The 18,119-nt window shown below is 30.7% G+C and carries 17 protein-coding genes; 2 read left to right on the top strand and 15 right to left on the bottom strand.

What is annotated here, in order from left to right:
* Position 1: 1 nt before the first annotated feature.
* From BR69_RS0115975 to glyA, 4 genes are all read right to left on the bottom strand, one after another.
* On the bottom strand, positions 2 to 463 hold the full coding sequence (locus BR69_RS0115975; RefSeq protein WP_027634087.1) for a MarR family winged helix-turn-helix transcriptional regulator: 462 nt from the start codon (positions 461 to 463) through the stop codon (positions 2 to 4).
* A gap of 176 nt (positions 464 to 639) precedes the next feature.
* The gene (locus tag BR69_RS0115970; protein WP_242840705.1) at positions 640 to 1,404 is read right to left on the bottom strand and encodes a histidinol phosphate phosphatase; all 765 of its coding nucleotides are present in this window, start codon (positions 1,402 to 1,404) and stop codon (positions 640 to 642) included.
* Entirely contained in the window at positions 1,397 to 1,912 is a 516-nt protein-coding gene (locus tag BR69_RS0115965; protein WP_027634085.1) for a flavin reductase family protein, read from the bottom strand. Before BR69_RS0115965 ends, BR69_RS0115970 begins: the two co-directional genes overlap by 8 nt.
* A 491-nt stretch (positions 1,913 to 2,403) precedes the next feature.
* Positions 2,404 to 3,639 (bottom strand): serine hydroxymethyltransferase, encoded by a 1,236-nt coding sequence (glyA, locus tag BR69_RS0115960; protein WP_027634084.1) that lies wholly within the window; start codon positions 3,637 to 3,639, stop codon positions 2,404 to 2,406.
* Positions 3,640 to 3,848: 209 nt separating this feature from the next.
* Here glyA and BR69_RS0115955 point away from each other — a divergent pair, with 209 nt between their 5' ends.
* Entirely contained in the window at positions 3,849 to 4,616 is a 768-nt protein-coding gene (locus tag BR69_RS0115955; RefSeq protein ID WP_027634083.1) for a threonine/serine exporter family protein, read from the top strand.
* 1 nt (position 4,617) lies between these two features.
* Complete coding sequence (locus BR69_RS0115950; protein WP_027634082.1) at positions 4,618 to 5,076, top strand: threonine/serine exporter family protein; 459 nt, start codon at positions 4,618 to 4,620, stop codon at positions 5,074 to 5,076.
* Positions 5,077 to 5,230: 154 nt separating this feature from the next.
* Here the strand turns inward: BR69_RS0115950 and BR69_RS0115945 are convergent, their stop codons facing one another.
* The 11 genes from BR69_RS0115945 to secF all read right to left on the bottom strand — a co-directional run bounded on the left by BR69_RS0115945 (position 5,231) and on the right by secF (position 18,118).
* The gene (locus BR69_RS0115945; RefSeq protein WP_027634081.1) at positions 5,231 to 5,494 is read right to left on the bottom strand and encodes a metal-sensitive transcriptional regulator; all 264 of its coding nucleotides are present in this window, start codon (positions 5,492 to 5,494) and stop codon (positions 5,231 to 5,233) included.
* Between the two features lie 334 nt (positions 5,495 to 5,828).
* Positions 5,829 to 7,058 (bottom strand): aminopeptidase, encoded by a 1,230-nt coding sequence (locus tag BR69_RS0115940; RefSeq protein WP_027634080.1) that lies wholly within the window; start codon positions 7,056 to 7,058, stop codon positions 5,829 to 5,831.
* A 289-nt stretch (positions 7,059 to 7,347) separates the two neighbouring features.
* A complete protein-coding gene (gene aspS, locus BR69_RS0115935) occupies positions 7,348 to 9,144 on the bottom strand; it encodes an aspartate--tRNA ligase (protein WP_027634079.1) in 1,797 nt (598 codons plus the stop codon).
* Positions 9,145 to 9,161: 17 nt separating this feature from the next.
* Entirely contained in the window at positions 9,162 to 10,415 is a 1,254-nt protein-coding gene (hisS, locus tag BR69_RS0115930; RefSeq protein WP_034850026.1) for a histidine--tRNA ligase, read from the bottom strand.
* Positions 10,416 to 10,678: 263 nt separating this feature from the next.
* Positions 10,679 to 12,103, bottom strand: a complete 1,425-nt coding sequence (locus BR69_RS0115925) for a coproporphyrinogen III oxidase (RefSeq protein ID WP_034850024.1) — start codon at positions 12,101 to 12,103, stop codon at positions 10,679 to 10,681.
* An 11-nt stretch (positions 12,104 to 12,114) separates the two neighbouring features.
* Positions 12,115 to 12,720 carry an MBL fold metallo-hydrolase gene (locus tag BR69_RS0115920; RefSeq protein WP_027634076.1) on the bottom strand — a complete coding sequence of 202 codons (606 nt, stop codon included), beginning with the start codon at positions 12,718 to 12,720 and terminating at the stop codon, positions 12,115 to 12,117.
* A 13-nt stretch (positions 12,721 to 12,733) separates the two neighbouring features.
* Positions 12,734 to 13,183, bottom strand: a complete 450-nt coding sequence (gene dtd, locus BR69_RS0115915; protein WP_027634075.1) for a D-aminoacyl-tRNA deacylase — start codon at positions 13,181 to 13,183, stop codon at positions 12,734 to 12,736.
* Between the two features lie 16 nt (positions 13,184 to 13,199).
* On the bottom strand, positions 13,200 to 15,383 hold the full coding sequence (locus tag BR69_RS0115910) for a RelA/SpoT family protein (protein ID WP_027634074.1): 2,184 nt from the start codon (positions 15,381 to 15,383) through the stop codon (positions 13,200 to 13,202).
* Between the two features lie 134 nt (positions 15,384 to 15,517).
* The gene (locus BR69_RS0115905; protein ID WP_027634073.1) at positions 15,518 to 16,036 is read right to left on the bottom strand and encodes an adenine phosphoribosyltransferase; all 519 of its coding nucleotides are present in this window, start codon (positions 16,034 to 16,036) and stop codon (positions 15,518 to 15,520) included.
* Positions 16,037 to 16,088: 52 nt separating this feature from the next.
* Entirely contained in the window at positions 16,089 to 16,907 is an 819-nt protein-coding gene (locus tag BR69_RS0115900; RefSeq protein ID WP_027634072.1) for a DHH family phosphoesterase, read from the bottom strand.
* Positions 16,908 to 17,260: 353 nt separating this feature from the next.
* On the bottom strand, positions 17,261 to 18,118 hold the full coding sequence (gene secF, locus BR69_RS0115895) for a protein translocase subunit SecF (protein ID WP_027634071.1): 858 nt from the start codon (positions 18,116 to 18,118) through the stop codon (positions 17,261 to 17,263).
* Between the last annotated feature and the right edge of the window lies 1 nt (position 18,119).

Below are 18,119 nucleotides of genomic sequence, written 5' to 3'. Positions count from 1 at the left end.
ATTAATTCTCCTTCTTAATAAGGTTATATTTATCCTTAAAAAAGCTACTTAGCTTTTCTAAAGAATTTATAAGAATATGTTCTTCATCCTCACTAAGACCACTAATAGTCTCCCTTATCATATCCTTATGAAATTTCTCGTGAATTCTATAGGCAAGTTTTCCACGTTTAGTAAGTTCAATAAGAACTACCCTTCTATCTTCTTCCTGCCTTTTTCTATCCACATAACCTTTTTTTATTAATTTATTTATGGCTGTGGTTAGTGTCCCCACCGTAATATTAAGTTTATCTGCAACTTCTGACATAGACCTTGCTTCATACATTCCAATTGCATCTATAGTATGTATTTCTGTTACTGATAAATCTTTAAAATGTCCTTCCTGAAGAGCATTTTGTTCTATTTTCAATATATCATTGAATAGGTCCACCAAAAGCTCATTTAATACATTAATGCTCTTTGTCATCTCTTCACTCCTAGAAGTATTTTTATAAAACTTTGATTATCAAAATATTATACTTTGATAGTCAAAGTATATTACAACTAAATTTCACTGTCAACTTTCTTCTAAAGTTTTAACATGTTATTTAAAATTTATAACTCCTAGGAAAAATAAAAAAATAAAAAGCTTATAGCCAATGACTATAAGCTTTTTATCTTTCCTTCTTTAAAATATACAGCTTTTAAATTTGAACATTCTGTTAAGTATTTTCCTACAGAAAAGTTATTTCCTATGGATTCTTTATTATGAGCATCTGAACCAAGGGTTACTATTTCTCCCCCTAGTTCCTTATATCTTAATAATATATCCTTTATATTATTTCTTGCAGACTCTAACTGTAGCCTTCTAGTATTTATTTCAAAAGCTATTTCTTTTTCTATTATCCTTTTTAAAACCTCATCTATATAATCACTAAACTCCCTATACCATATTTCTTTATCTTCATAGGGACAATATCTACTTATATAGTCTATATGAGCAAGAACATTTATATATTCATGGCTTCTTATAGCACTCTCCATAAGAGTAAAGTATCTTTGAAAAACCTCTTTCCTACTCTTTCCTTCATAGGTTCTTCTATCATATATATCACCACCATCAATCATATGTATAGATCCTATAATTAAATCAAATCTGTATTTTTCTATAAGACTTCTATTATCATCTACAATTTCTTCTCCCATTCCAAGTTCTATTCCAAGAAAGAAATTATTATTTCTAAACTTCTCATAAGCCTCTACATATTTATTTAAATCAAATCTAAAAAGTTCTTTATCAGGATAATTTAAATCCATATGGTCTGTGACAGTAACCCCTATATTTAAATCTTTAGATGTCTTTAATATATCTTCTATAGGCATTTTACTATCTGTAGAAAAATTACTATGAACATGACAATCAATCATTATTCTTTCCCTCCACATAATAATTAACTATCTCACCTACATAAATAGTGTGATAATCTCCTTCCATATAAGTAATGTCTTCTATTTCATTATTTAAATCCTCTGCTTTGACATCATACTTATATATGACCTTACACTCATAAAATATTGTACATCCATCTATGGATGGAGTATCTATAACAACGCTATCCTTAAGTTTAATATTAAATTTCTCTATTTTATTTACATCCTTATAGGAAGATGAACCACAAAGTCCAAGTAATCTTCTATACTCTACCTTTGTTGGAATACTTACTGTAAATTCCTTACTGTTTTCTATAATGTTATGAGAACTTCTTGATTTTCTGATCATCATAGTAAATACAGGTTTGCCCCACTGATTTCCAATGGTCCCCCAATTTATTGTCATTACATTTAAGTCATCCCCATCCTTACATGTTAAGAATCCTCCATATTTTAAAAAGTACTTCATAGTCTTATCTATATTTTTTATATATTCAAACTTCATAAGCTTTCCTCCTAGGTAAATTTAATTTAAATAGATTATTATTAGTTTACCAATTATGAATATATATATCAAACTTACATAATTATTTGTAAGTAATATATATTGTAATTCTTATATTATGGCTAAATTTATTATTCAAATAGTTTTTTAATTTCTTGTAGAAAATAAACTATGCTTTATATAGTATTTAATTTTTTATATAATACTAACCTTATCTACATCAGTTCTTATATTATACTAGTATATTCCATATGAATAAAGTTAAATTTAATTTATATAACAACTTTTATTATATAAGAAATTATATTCAAATTAATTCTATAAATCTACAGTGTTTCTTTATCTCTTTAATCCACATAGGATATTCGATTATTTATATCATATCTATAATAAATAAAAGCATATTAGTATATTTTATATGACTGTAGCCCTATAAAGTATATCCTAATATGCTTTTTGTTTTAAATTATTTTCTTTAACCCATTCCTATACTATTTGTATAATGGATTTTTTTTGCAAAGCTCTATAACTTCTTGTCTTATATTAGATAGATCTTCTTCTCTATGACTTATAACATAGTCCATAAGTCTAGCAATCTCTCTCATATCCTCTTCTTTAAATCCTCTTGATGTCATAGCTGGAGTTCCTATTCTTATACCAGAAGTTACAAAAGGACTTCTAGTTTCAAAAGGTATAGTATTTTTGTTTACTGTTATTCCAACAGAATCTAATACTTTCTCAGCTTCCTTTCCAGTTATATCTTTATTAGTTAAGTCAACTAATAGTAAGTGGTTATCTGTTCCACCTGATATAAGTCTAAAGCCATACTTTTCTAGTTCTTCTCCTAAAGCCTTGGCATTTTTAACAACTTGTTCTATATAATCTTTGAAGTTATCCTCTAAAGCTTCTTTAAAACATACAGCCTTAGCTGCAATTATGTGCATTAAAGGACCTCCTTGTATTCCTGGGAATATGGTTTTATCTATATCCTTAGCATATTTCTCTCTGCAAAGAATAGCTCCTCCCCTAGGTCCTCTTAGAGTTTTGTGAGTAGTTGTGGTTACAAAATCTGCATATGGTACTGGAGATGGATGATGTCCAGTAGCCACAAGTCCAGCTATATGAGCCATATCTACCATTAAGTACGCATTAATCTCATCTGCAATTTCCCTAAACTTTTTAAAGTCTATTACTCTTGGATAAGCTGAGGCTCCTGCAACTATTAATTTAGGTTTATGTTCTAAAGCTATTCTTCTAACCTCTTCATAATCTATAACTTCTTCTTCTTTACTAACTTCATAGGATACAAAGTTATATAACTTTCCTGAGAAATTAACTGGATTTCCATGAGTTAGATGTCCTCCATGACTTAAATTCATTCCAAGAACAGTATCTCCTGGATTTAGTACAGTAAAATATACTGCCATATTAGCTTGAGATCCTGAGTGTGGTTGCACATTAGCATGCTCTGCTCCAAATAGCTTTTTAAGCCTTTCTCTTGCTAAATCTTCAACCTCATCTACAACCTCACAGCCGCCATAATATCTTTTATGCGGATATCCTTCTGCATATTTATTTGTTAAAGTAGAACCCATAGCCTCCATAACTGCTTTTGATACAAAGTTTTCTGATGCAATAAGCTCTATATTATACTCCTGTCTTTGGCTTTCTCTTTCTATAATGTCTAATACATCCCCATCTACATTTTTTAGATTCTCAAAATTCATTTATATCACGCCCCTCATTTAAATTTATTATACTTATTATTTGAATACCCTATATAAGCACTCAATAATATTATAGAGTTCTTTAATCTATTTATCAACAACTATTATCATTTATCAGAAAATTGTTTATTTTATAAAATGATATTATTTTATATGTTATATGCTATAATATTTGAGTAAAATATTTTCATATATTAGAGGTAATTATAATGGATGTAAATAAAATATTACATATTGCCACAGAGGCTGGTAGAATTATATTAGAAAATGGCGGAGAAACTTATAGAGTTGAAGAAACTATATTTAGAATATGTACTGCTTTTAATGTAAAGGATTGTGATAGTTTTGTAACGCCTACTGGTATAATGGTTTCTATAACAGATAACTTCGGCCAAACAATATCCTTAGTTAAAAGAGTAAGAGGCCGAACTGTTGATCTTGAAAAAATATCAAAAGTCAATGATCTTTCAAGAAATATTAAGTCTAAAGGACTAACCTCTGATGAGATAAAAGAAGCTTTAATGGAAATAAATAATGAAAAAAGATATGGATTAAATACCACAGCATTTTTTTCAGCTACTGCTGCTGCTTTTTTCACCTTATTATTCGGAGGGGATATTAACGACTTTTTTGTTTCTTTTTTAATAGGTATAATTATAAAGCTTAGTTCTAGCTTTTTTAGTAAATACAAAATAAATGAATTTTTTATAAATACCTTTGGTGGTGCTATTACTGCAATTATAGCTCTTCTAAGTATTTATACAGGTATAGGACATAACTTAGATGAAATAATAATAGGATCTATAATGCTTTTAGTTCCTGGTCTTGCAATAACCAATGCCCTTCGTGATACCATAGCTGGAGATCTTTTAGCTGCCCTTGCAAGAGCTCTCGAAGCCTTTCTAATAGCGGTAGGAATAGCTACAGGTACAGGGGTTGTGATGAAATTTTGGTTTACTTATATAGGAGGTTTTTAATATGTTTATTAAAACATTTTATGCTGCTATGTCTACTTTAGGATTTGGTATTATATTTAATATAAAGGGAAAAAACCTTTTTGCTGCAACCATTGGTGGAGGTCTTGGATGGCTCTTTTATGAAATTGCTCTTTATTATGGACTTTCTGATGTTACCTCCCTTTTCATTGGCGCTGTAGCTTTAAGTGCTTATTCCGAAATCTTAGCTAGAGTATTAAAAGCTCCAGTAACGACCTTTGTTATATGCGCTTTAATTCCACTGGTTCCAGGAGGTGGTATGTATTATACAATGCTGGCATCCATCCAAGGAAATGTTTATAAATCCCTAGAACTAGGATTAAAAACCCTATCTGGTGCTGGTGCTATAGCCGTTGGTGTAATACTTACATCTTCAATTGCTAGATTTATAAATTATAAAATATATATAAATAAAAATAAAACCCTAAGGAAATCTTCCTAGGGTTTTTCTATTAATTAAGGTTAAATCTAATTAGGATTCTTTACTAAAAAATCTTATGACTTTATTACTATAGAATGTAATAATTATAAACTTTCTAGCCTTATTTACTACACTTTGCCTTTGGTAAAAAACTTTATCTAAATTAAGTTCTAATTTATTTTAAAAACATAACTAATGCACTTATAAGTTGTTGTATTCTTTCATCTTCCTCATCAAAGTCCATACAGTTATAAGCATAATTTTCAAGCATAAGCCCTCCAACTTTATTCATAGCTGCCCTAACTGCCGCCACTTGAACAAGGACATCTCTACAACAAACTTCATTATTCACCATATTTTGAATTCCCTTAACTTGACCTTCAATTCTTCTTAACCTTACACAAATATCTTTTTTTAATGCTTCGTTTTTAGCCTCCATCATATTACCACTCCTTAAATACTATACCCCTATAGAGTATGATACAATTATATCACCTTTCTACCTATAATACAATTCTAGCTTTATTCTTCCCTAAATTGTGCAATGTTTAGTACTAAAAATTTATCCAGAGACTCTAAAGTTTCAATATTTACTCCTATTTAATATAGGAGTAAAAGCTTTAAAATCTCTGGATTTCACTACACCATAATTACCTATGGTAAAAACTTTAAACGAATTAATTTCACTTTATATATATTAGATTGGTTTTATAGATTAGTCCCTTCCTTAGCTGGATATTTTAATTAAGATTTATAAGATATAGGTACCCTAATTAAAAAGCCCAATTTCCATCCTTAAATACTGTAATCTTCTCTCCACTAAAGGTTTCCCCTTGAATATTTAAATCCTTTGACCCAACCATAAAATCCACATGAGTTAATGAATCATTTACTCCTTGAACTTTCTTTTCCTCTTCAGTCATATCTTCATATCCTTCAACACAACTAGAATAAGCTTTTCCTAGTGCTAAGTGACAAGAAGCATTTTCGTCAAACAAAGTATTAAAGAAAATTATATTAGAATTAGATATTGGAGAATTATCTGGCACCAATGCCACCTCTCCTAAATAATGAGATCCTTCATCAGTTTCTATTAAGTTCTTTAACACATCATATCCTTTTTCTGCAGTGAAATCTACTACTTTTCCTTCTTTAAAATGAAGAACAAAATTATCTATTATATTTCCTCCATAAATAAGAGGCTTAGTACTTTTTACATAACCATTTACACCTGTTTTTAATGGAAGGGTAAACACTTCTTCTGTTGGCATATTAGCTACAAAATTTACTCCCTTTTTAGTGGAATCACTTCCTCCAAGCCATTTATGGTTTTTTGAGAATTCTATTTCTAAATCCGTACCTTCAGATTTATAGTGAAGATATTTAAACTTTTTCTCATTAAGAAAACCTCTTTTTTCCTTTAAAGTATTTAAATGCTCTTCCCAAGCCCTTACTGGGTCTTCTTTATCAGCTCTTACTATACTTAATATACTATTCCAAAGCTTTTCTACTGCTTCCTCCTCAGATGACTCTGGAAATACCTTTTTAGCCCAAGCCTTAGTAGGAACAGATATAACTGCCCATTGACCATTATCTCCCATTAGAAAATCCGAAAACTCTTTAAAAGCTATACTACTAGACTTACTTGCAGCTGCTACCCTCTTTGGATCTACATCTTTTAAAAGCTCTGGATTTCTAGCAGATATACTTAAAAAGGCTGCCCCTTCTTCCTTAGCTAAAGCCACCTTTGATAAAGCTGCCCAATTAGGAACCTTTGAAAAACTTTCCTCTGGTGCATTGTTATATTTAATTAATGTTATTTCATCATCTACATAGTCAACTACCACATTTCCTGCTCCAGCCTCATAAGCCGCCTTTGCTATAGCACGTACAAAATCTATACATTCTAGTGGTGAACTTATATGTAGAGTTTGATTCTTTTGAATATTAATTCCACATCTTACAGCTAGGTCTGCATACTTTTTTAATGATTCATTATTCATAAAATATTGCCCCCTTATATATCTTACTTAAAGGATACACTATTAACCTATAGATAATAGTGCTCCCCTCTATTAACTATCTTAATATTATTTCTATAATTATATCACAACATATGGAAAAGTATTAATTATATTTTTATATAATTTTTTAAGTTATATAGAATGAGTCTTCCTTCAGGCGGTGTTCTTATTACTAATATTAACCTATATACTTAACACTAATATAATAAAACACAGTATGTAGTTTTTACTACATACTGTGTTTTCATACTTTAATTATTTTAGCTTTCTATTTCTCTTCTTTAGAAAGAGTTTCTATCTTCTTTATTCCAAGGTCTACAAGTTGATTTTCATCAACAACTCCTGGAGCTTCTGTTAACGGACAGAAAGCATTTTGGTTCTTAGGGAATGCTATAACATCCTTTATATTATCAGTACCTGCAAGGAACATTACCATTCTATCAAGGCCAAAAGCTAACCCACCGTGTGGTGGTGGTCCAAATTTAAAGGCCTCAAGTAAGAATCCAAATCTCTCCCATGCAGATTCACTAGTAAATCCAAGAACATTAAACATTTTTTCTTGAAGGCTAGTATCATGAATTCTTATACTTCCTCCTCCAAGTTCTTCTCCATTTAATACAAGGTCGTAAGCCTTTGCTCTAACCTTTCCTGGATCACTATCTAAATATTCTATATCCTCATCCATAGGCATGGTAAATGGATGGTGAGCTGCAAAATATCTTCCTTCTTCCTCATCATACTCAAGAAGAGGGAATTCAGTTATCCATACAAAATTAAATTCATTTTTATCTTTTATTAAATCAAACTTTTTAGCAAGCTCTAATCTTAAAGCACCAAGAGATGAGAATACCACTGAGTTTTTATCCCCAACTATAAGTATTAAGTCTCCAACTTCTGCCTCTGCCTTATCTATTATAGCCTTCATTTCTTCTTCTTTTAAGAACTTAGCTATAGGCGATTTTATTTCTTCTTCCTTATATTGAATCCATGCAAGACCCTTTGCCTTATAAGTCTTAACAAATTCTCCAAGTCTATCTATATCTTTTCTTCCCATAGAAGCTCCGCCCTTAACAGTTAAACAACGTACAGAACCTCCATTGCTTAATGTATCAGCAAAAACCTTAAAATCTGAAGATTTAACAGCTTCACTTAAATCCTTTATTTCCATTCCAAATCTTAAATCTGGTTTGTCACTACCGTATTTCTCCATAGCCTCTTTAAAAGGCATTCTCTTTATAGGAAGGCTTATTTCATGTCCTAAAACTTCCTTAAATACATGAGATACAAGTGCCTCATTAAGCTCCATCACATGATTTTGCTCAACAAAAGACATTTCAAGGTCTATTTGAGTAAATTCTGGTTGTCTATTAGCTCTCAAATCTTCATCTCTAAAGCACTTAACTATTTGGAAATACTTATCATATCCAGATACCATAAGTAGTTGCTTAAATAGTTGTGGTGATTGAGGAAGAGCATAGAACATTCCTGGATAATTTCTACTTGGAACTAAATAGTCTCTTGCTCCTTCTGGAGTACTCTTTGTAAGCATTGGAGTCTCCATTTCAAGGAAGCCTTCCTTATCTAAAAAGTCACGAACAGCCTTAGTTGCTCTATGTCTTATTTTGAAAATATTCTGCATGTCTGGTCTTCTAAGATCTAGGTATCTATACTTAAGTCTTATTGCCTCAGAAGCGTCTAGATCTTCTTTTATATATATTGGTGGAGTTTCAGACTCTGAAAGTATCTTTATACTTTCTCCCTTAAGCTCTACCATTCCTGTAGGCATATTAGGATTTACTGATTCTCTTTTAACTACTTCTCCAGTTACAGCTATACAATATTCTGATCTTACAGTATCAGCCTTATTAAAAGCTTCAGAATTTATTGCATCTCCAAACATTACTTGAAGAATTCCTTCTCTATCTCTTAGATCAACAAATATTAATCCTCCAAGATTTCTTTTTCTTTGAACCCATCCCATTACAGTTATTTTTTCACCTATATTGGATTCTCTTACATCACCGCACATTATAGTACGCTTAACACCATTTAGTGCTTCGCCCATAACTACTCCTCCTAGCTTTACTTTTTAATTATTTCAACTAACATATTTAAATTAGTTAAATCCACTGAAAAAACTTCTCCATCACTCATTCTCTTAAGATTTGCCTTTTTATTATTAAGCTCATCTTCTCCAAGAATCATGCTATAAAGAGCTCCCATTTTGTTAGCATACTTCATTTGAGCTTTAACGCTCTTTTTCATATGGTCCCCTTCACATTTTACTCCAAGTTTTCTTAAGTTGTAAACTATATTAAAACTCTCAAGATTTGCATCCTCTCCCATAGACCCTATATAAAGTTCTAAAAGATTCGGCTCATCTATTTCTATTCCCTCTTCTTCAAGAGTCATAAGAAGTCTCTCAAGACCCATACCAAAACCTACAGCTGGTATCTCTGGTCCACCTATTTCTTCTATTAACTTATCATATCTTCCTCCACCACAAACTGTAAGTCCTTTATTTATAATTTCAAACACAGTTTTAGTGTAGTAATCTAGTCCTCTAACTATATAAGGATCTACTTTAAAATCTATGCCCATAACACCTAAATACTTCTTTAAAGTTTCAAAGTGATCATTACACTCCTCACATATATAATCTAAAATTACAGGAGCTTCTTTGGTTATTTCCTTACATGTTCTTTCTTTACAGTCTAGTATTCTCATAGGATTTCTTTCAAATCTTGATTTACATGTTTCACATAAGTTATTGTAGTTATCCCCTAAAAACTTATTAAGAGCTTCATTATAAGATTTCCTACACTTAGGGCAACCAATACTATTTATATTAAGTTCTAAACCCTTAATGCCAAGTTCATTAAAAGCCCTCATAGCTAAAGATATAATTTCAGCATCCATTGACGCTTCCTTAGATCCAAAAATCTCAACTCCAAATTGATGATGTTGTCTTAATCTACCCTTTTGGACATTTTCATATCTAAATACTGGAGTAAAATAATACATCTTTGTTGGTTGAGTATCTGCATAAATAGAGTTTTCTATATATGCCCTAACTGCTGGTGCCGTACCTTCTGGCTTTAATGTTATACTACGATTCCCCTTATCCTCAAAGGTATACATTTCCTTTTGAACCACATCAGTAGTTTCTCCCACACCTCTTAAAAATAGCTCTGTATGCTCAAACATAGGAGTTCTAATTTCTCTTATTCCATATTCCTTTGATAAATTTCTAAGTTTATTTTCTACATAATGCCACTTATAGCTATCCTTTGGTAACATGTCCTTAGTACCCTTAGGTGCTTGCATTTTTTCCATTACTATCCCTCCTATTATAAAATAAATCTTATTTAAAATTATATTTATAAACATTTATAAACATAATTAATCTTAACCATATACATAACCTTAAGTCCTATTAAATAAATATTTACACATAACCTAACTATAAGTTACTATATAAATTAACCCTAAAAATTTATAATCTTTATTTTCTTTTAATTATATAAAAGCTATGAATTCTTTACATAAGCATTAAGTCATAGTCTTTTAGACAAATTTCTTATATATATCTATAATATCTATGAGGTATATAATGTGCTCAATAATGCTTTTTTCTTATCTACCATTTCTGAAACTCTTTTTATATACTCCCTAACATCCTTTACATTAGCAAATCTCTCTATTCTATTTTCATCTAAGAAAACAACTTTGGAAACCCCATCTGCCCCTAAAGCAATTATGGTTTGTCTCTCCTCTATAATTTGAATATTATAAATTCCTTCTTTTCCTTTTACAGCATATCCTACATTCTCCATATTTCCCACCATGTTCTTTTGCCTATACATGTAATAAGGATTCATACCTAAGTCTTTACCTAAATCCTTAGTTAAATCATACATAGAATTTAATTCTCTTTGATGAGGAATTTTAAGGGTTTTATTATGACAAATATCCTCATAAAGTCTTGATGCCCTTTTTACTGACATACCATGAATAGTTAATGAATCTGGTTTAAGTTTTAATATTTCCTCATAGGATTTTTTAATGTGACTTAAATCTTCTCCGGGAAGCCCTACTATAAGATCCATATTTATATTGTCAAATCCCATATCTCTAGCTTCATTATAAACTTCTTTTACAAGATCCACAGAATGATTACGTCCTATGGATTTTAAGGTAGAGTCATTCATAGTTTGAGGATTTATACTTATTCTATGAACCTTAAAATCTCTCATAGTTTTAAGCTTATCTATGGATATACTATCTGGTCTTCCACATTCTACAGTAAACTCTTCTACATTTTTACCTTCTATAAGATTATTGTATATTTCTTCCATTAAATATCTAAAATCTTCATCATTAACGGAAGTTGGAGTACCTCCCCCAAAATATACACATTGAAGGGTTAAGTTTTTCTCCTTTATATATGATGCAATCTCCTTTATCTCATATATAAGAGCATCTAAATAAGGCTTAACTAAGGACTTATTTCCTCCTATAGGATTAGCGGTAAAGGAACAATATACACATCTAGTAGGACAAAATGGCATACCTATATATACACTTATGGAATCCTTAGATGTATTAACAAATTCTTCCTCATATCTAGCCACATCTATACAAAGCTTTGCCTTTTCCCTGCTTACTAGATACTTCTCATTAAAATATTCTATTATTTCTTCTTCACTTTTTCCTTCTTTTATCATGGAAAGTGCTATCTTGCTTGGCCTTATACCAACTAAGGTTCCCCAAGGAAGTGGTTTATCCATAATATCCTTAAAATAACTAAATACAGACTTTTTAATATCAGTCCTTACATCCTTTGAGATTGGGTAAGTCTTTTCTAATTCCTTTCCCTTAATCTCTATATTATAAGAGTCTATATTTATATAATAATCTCCTTCATCTTTAGTGAACTCTATATCCTGAAAACTATGATAAAGATTTATTATCTGATATATATCATATCTAAACTTTTCTTCATTTAATACTACTTTAACCATCTTTTCTCCTATTACCTTAAAAATGGGTTGCTTCTCTTCTCATTTCCTACGGTGCTCATAGGTCCATGTCCACTATAAACCTTAGTTTCCTCTGGTAGAACTAAAAGTTTATCTTTTATACTATCTATAAGCTCACCATAATTTCCTCCTGAAAGATCTGTTCTTCCTATAGATCCATAGAAAAGACTATCTCCTGTAAATACATTATCCTCAATAATAAAACTTACCCCTCCTGGAGTATGTCCTGGGGTCTCTAGAACATTTATTTTTATTGATCCTAGAGTTATTACCTCTCCTTCTTTAAGGGAAAAATCTGCTCTTTTATCATTGAAGCTTCCATATATATAAGTTCCCTGTATCATAAGCTCTTCGTCCTTATGGCTTAAATATACTGGTACATCATATTCTTCCTTAAAATCTAATACCCCACTTACATGATCCACATGACCATGGGTTAAGATTATTCCTCTTACATTTCCATTAAGGTTCTTAACTTCCTTTATTATATCCTCTGCATCTCCACCAATATCTATAAGTATTATATCCTTTGATATTTCATCCATAACAATATAACAGTTAGCAGCATATATTCCTGCTGGTATTCTTTTTATAAACATATGAATCCCTCCACTAAAAAGTTTTCTTGCTTTCTAAAAGTAAAGTAACAGGTCCATCATTCTCAATGGAAACCTTCATATCTGCTCCGAATATTCCCTTCTCTACTTTTAAACCACACTCTCTACACTTTTCAAGAAATATCTCATAAAGCCTTTCAGCTTCTTCTCCACCTAATGCTTCTATAAAACTTGGTCTTCTTCCTCGTCTACAGTCTCCATACAAAGTAAATTGGGAAACTATTAATAGTTCCCCTTTTACATCAAGTAAAGATAAATTCATCTTATCATTATCGTCAGTAAAAACTCTAAGGTTTATTATTTTATCAACTAAGTATTTAATATCATCTTCTGTATCTTCTTTTTGTATTCCAAGGAGTACATTAAAGCCTTTTTCTATCTCCCCAACAATTTCTCCTGATACAGTTACTTTAGAACTTAAAACCCTTTGAACCACTGCTCTCATATCTTCACTTCCCTTTTTAATTTTTAACTCTATATACCTCTATTACACCCTTAACCTTCTTAACCTTTTTCATAAGTTCTTTAAGTTCATCTATGGTAGTTATTCTAAGTTTTATATTTACCATAGCAAAGCCTTGCTTATTTGTCTTTGCATTTAAAGCTTGAAGCTGAACCTTCATTTCAGTAACTATTATCATTATATCAGATAACACGCCGTTTCTATCATCACACTTAACCTGAATCTCTGTTACATAATCACCTTTATTAGAAATACCCCAAGTTACTTCTACAAACTTATCTCCATCTTCTTCTAATAAACCATCTATATTGTTACAATCTTTCCTATGTATTGATATTCCTCTTCCCCTTGTTATATATCCTATTATGTCATCTCCTGGTACCGGATTACAACATTTTGAAAATCTAACCATTACATTAGAAAGCCCTCTTACTGTAACTCCAACCTCACTAGGTTTCTTTTTTAAGTTAGTAGTTTTTATTTGGTCTTCAGCCTTCTTTAATGCTTCAGAATTATTCTCACCATTACACTTAGAGTGTTCAATGCTATCTCTTAACTTCCCAACGATTCCTGAAGCTATAACTATACCACTACCTACAGATGCATAAAGATCATCTATGGAATTAAAGTTATACTTTTTAAGAATTTTTTCAAAGGCCTCTGTCTTGGCAAGCTCTCCAAAGTTATATCCATGTCTTTTAGCCTCACGTTCTAAAACATCCTTGCCTTTTACTATATTTTCTTCTCTTTTCTGCTTTTTAAACCATGCTCTTATTTTACTCTTTGCCTGATTAGACTTAACTATATTAAGCCAATCTATACTTGGTCCCTTTGGAGTAGATGATGTCAGGATTTCAACAATCTCTCCAGTTTTCAGATGATAATCTAAGGTAACCATTCTTCCATTAACTTTAGCTCCTATACACTTATTTCCTACATCTGTGTGTATTCTATAAGCAAAATCTATAGGCGTTGCCTCATTAGGCAGGTTTATTACAACTCCCTTAGGAGTAAATACAAATACCTCATCAGAGAATAAGTCTATTTTAAAGGCTTCCATGAACTCTTCCGCATCTTCAGTATCTCTTTGCCATTCTACCATATCTCTAATCCAAGAAAGCTTATTATCTAAATTGCTTCCTCCATTATCATTAGATCCTTCTTTATACTTCCAATGGGCAGCTATTCCATACTCTGCAGTCTTATGCATATCAAAAGTTCTTATTTGTATTTCAAAGGTTTTTCCATGTGGTCCTATAACTGTTGTATGAAGGGATTGGTACATATTAGGCTTAGGCATAGCAATATAATCCTTAAACCTTCCTGGAATAGGCTTATATACTGTATGTACTATGCCTAAAACTGCGTAACAATCTTTAATTGTATGGACAAGAATTCTTATAGCTGTTAAATCAAATATTTGATCTACAGACTTACTTTTATTTACCATCTTTCTATATATACTATAGAAGTGCTTAGGTCTTCCCTCTATATCCGTCTCTATACCTGAAAGGGCTAACCTTTCCCTTAAATCATTTATTACCCTACTTATATACTCTTCTCTCTCAACTCTCTTCTCCGCTATCTCTTTAACAAGTTCATAGTATTCATTAGAGTTCATATACCTAAAGGCTAAATCTTCAAGTTCCCATTTTATTTTAGACATCCCAAGTCTATGAGCAAGGGGTGCATATATATCAAAGGTCTCTTTTGCCTTTTCTTTTTGTTTTTCAATACTTTTAAATTTTAATGTTCTTAAATTATGAAGTCTATCTGCTAGCTTTATAAGAATTACTCTTACGTCCTTAGTCATAGCTAGGAGCATTTTCCGTACATTATCTGCCTTTTGCTCTTCCTTAGTTTTATATTTAATTTTTCCAAGCTTAGTTACTCCATCTACTAGATTAGCCACCTCTTCATTAAATAAAGCTTCTATATCTTCATAGCTATAATCTGTATCTTCTATAACATCATGAAGAAGTCCAGCCACTATAGTATTTGTATCCATTCCCATCTCAGCTAGTATACATGCTACTTCAACAGGATGAACTAAATAAGGCTCCCCTGACTCTCTCTTTTGATGGCTATGAGCCTCTTCTGCTAAGTAATAAGCCTTTTCTACAAGTTTTTTATCTATATTTATACAGTTTTTATCTATTTTTTCTATTAATTTATCTAGCATTTGGAATACTCTCCTCTAAAACTAAACTTCATAATATCAATGGCTGGTTATACAACCAGCCATTACTACTATATAACAAAATTATATAATATTGTGTAGAATTTTGCAATTTAAATTTCCCCTAGTAAAAGCTACTATATATCGTATTCTACCAAGCTTATAACATCATATCCCTTTAACTTATCGCGTCCCTTAAGATCTGTAAGTTCAATTACAAAATCCATAGCTACAACTTCTCCACCGGCTTCTTCTACAAGCTTTGCAACTGAGCATATTGTGCCTCCTGTAGCTAAAAGATCATCTACTATGGCAACCCTTTGTCCCTTCTTTATTCCATCCTTATGCATCTCTAAAGAGTCTGAGCCGTATTCAAGATCATATTTAAGGCTTATAGTATCACAAGGTAACTTCCCTGGCTTTCTAACTGGAACAAAGCTGGCCCCTAAAGCATAAGCTACAGGAACTCCAAATATAAATCCTCTTGCTTCTGGTCCAACTATTACGTCAACATTCTTTTCCTTAAGTCTCTCTGCTATCGTATCTATAGTATATTTTAAAGCCTCTCCATCTCCAATTAAGGTTGTAATATCCTTAAAACTTATTCCTTCCTTTGGAAAATCATCTACTATTCTTATCTTTTCTCTTAAATCCATAGTCATACCTCCAACTTAAATTTTATTGAAATATATTAAACTTCCTATTCCACTAATTATTTTTTAATTCTTTTTCTAAATACTTTACTATTTGCTGTGCTCTATATTCATTAGTTGTGGTCAAAAGTTCTACCACTATTCTTGCATTGTCAATAGTTCCTACCGCATTAACCCTCGGAGTCATAGCAAGAACCATTTTACTTAAGTTATCCCTACTTGGAGTTATTATTCCATTATAAGTCATTAACGCCTTTAATCCATAATTATTGCTATTTAACAAATAATTTATACCTTCTTCAAACAAAACTTTATTTTCTCCATCTAATTTGTAATTTGAAGAATATGTACCTATGGTAACCAAGTCTATATATTTATTTATACTTTTCATATTATAATAAGCTGCTATAGCTTGTGCCAATTTAAAAGTTAATGCACTAATACTTAATGTCTCATTACCTAAAATTATAGATTTCAAATCTTTACTATATTCTTTATTTAAAAGTGCTATAACCTCCATACCAAGATTATTTATAAGATTTTCTTGGTCTCTAGATTCTATTACACACCCTAGAGATATTATTAAGGAAGCACCTAGCATATCAACATGATTTTTAATTACCTTTGAACATAATATTTCTTTTCCCTCAGATATATAATATTCCACATCTGCATTTAAATACTTAAGTAGCAGAATTAAAAGAGAAATAGAACATATACCATCCACATCACATGAACCATATACTACAATTTTTTCACGCTTATTTATAGCCTTTGCTATTTTATTTATGGTAATATCCATTTTTTCTATTAAAAACGGATTATATCCTAAAGTTTTGTTTAGGCTATATTTTCTCTCCCAAATTTTCTGCATAGCTAACTCCTCCAAATTTTTAGAAAACAAATATATTATAATGTATAAAGCCTATTTTGACAAATCCTTTTAATAAAAAAACCCATGGAATATCCCTTAATTTAGTATGTTTTTCTACAATCCTTTCTCATATTCATAAATAACCTTTATAATACTATAAATTTTACCTATTGAAATATATATTTTCTACAATATATTTATATACTCTACAAAACAATGCTTAATTCGCTCCTGAAAATCCTATAATAATTTAAATTTATTCTCTCCTTTAAAATAAATTATATAAACTCTAAAAAGACTATATTCTTTTAGAGTTTAAATTCTAAAAGAATATAGCCTATTTTAACATTTAATTAATGTTTTTTCTTATATTTCTTTTTAAGGATTACCCATATTGGACTTGCTATAAATATTGAAGAATATGCACCTGTACCTATTCCCACAATTAAAGGAAATGCAAAATCTCTAACAGAAGGTACAAATATATAAACACAAACTATAGTTATAAGTGTAGTTAAAGTTGTATTTATAGATCTAGTTAAAGTTTGAGTTATACTTGCATTTGCTATCTCTGTTGGTTCTGCCCTTCTCATATTTTTCATATTTTCTCTTATTCTATCAAAGATAACTATGGTATCATTTATAGAATATCCAACTATACTTAATATAGCTGCTATAAATGGTGTGTTTACAGGTATCTGGAACACTGCATATACTCCTACAGTTATTAGTATATCGTGTATAAGAGCAATAATTGCTGCTACTCCAAATCTAAATTCGAATCTTACACCTACATACACTAAAATAGCAATTGTTGATATAAGTAATGCTATTATAGATTTCCTTGTTAATTCACGTCCTATTGTTGCTCCTATCTCATCTTGAGATACTAAAGAACTATCCTCTAAAGAATATTTCTCCTTAACCTCTTTAAACATTTCTGCAACTTTAGCACTATCTAAGCTATTACTCTTTATCTCAAGTTGAGTGTTCTCAAGTTTATTACTTACTGCATCAGAAGCATATTTTTTTATTATATCATCTACCTCAAGTTTATCGAAATCATTTTTAAAATCTATAACTACTTGAGTTCCACCTTTAAAGTCTATACCGAAATTTAACCCTTTAGTTACAGTAAATATAAGGCCTATAGCTATTACTATTATGGAGGCAGTAAACCATATCTTTGTTTTTTCTATTATCTTAAGCATA

It is taken from the genome of Clostridium hydrogeniformans DSM 21757 (genome assembly GCF_000686705.1).
Lineage (GTDB): Bacteria > Bacillota > Clostridia > Clostridiales > Clostridiaceae > Clostridium_Z > Clostridium_Z hydrogeniformans.
The sequence above is the reverse complement of the archived record's forward strand: the minus strand, read 5'-3'. Positions and strand labels throughout refer to the sequence as shown.